1 protein-coding gene and 1 pseudogene are annotated in these 350 nt (G+C 42.6%); both read right to left on the bottom strand.

Going from position 1 to position 350, the window contains the following annotated elements; translation table 11 throughout:
- A partial coding sequence (locus AACW06_RS20215) for a DUF6444 domain-containing protein (protein WP_337923499.1) occupies positions 1-125 on the bottom strand: 125 nt, incomplete at its 3' end.
- A 94-nt stretch (positions 126-219) separates the two neighbouring features.
- Positions 220-350, bottom strand: a pseudogene (locus AACW06_RS20210) (IS630 family transposase); the annotation flags it as partial.

Here is a 350-nt window from a genome sequence, read left to right as displayed (position 1 = left end):
CTAGTTTTGAGCTTGTCCTCATAGTGGCGCAACTGCTCCCAGAGCTCAACAATCAGCGCATTCGCTTCGTTGATATCTGAGGCCACGGGCGGCGAAGATGAGAATTTAGATTTTTTCTTTTTCATGCAGCATGACGGCTAGAAATGAGCACTCAATTAGGAATGTTGGATCAAATTGCGTTAACTCACACTTTATTGTCAATGGTCTGCTGGTGAACGCTTACCCTGCAACTTCTGGTAATGTTACATCGAAAAACTCTTTGATGGCTGAAGTAAATGCTTGCTTGGAGGGGAAGTAAATATTATTCAATACATGCTCATTCATCACTTTCCATAACCGCTCGATTGGAT

The organism is Vibrio sp. S12_S33, assembly GCF_963889785.1.
GTDB lineage: Bacteria > Pseudomonadota > Gammaproteobacteria > Enterobacterales > Vibrionaceae > Vibrio > Vibrio aestuarianus.
Note: the sequence above shows the minus strand (reverse complement) of the source record. Positions and strands in the feature narration are given on the sequence as shown.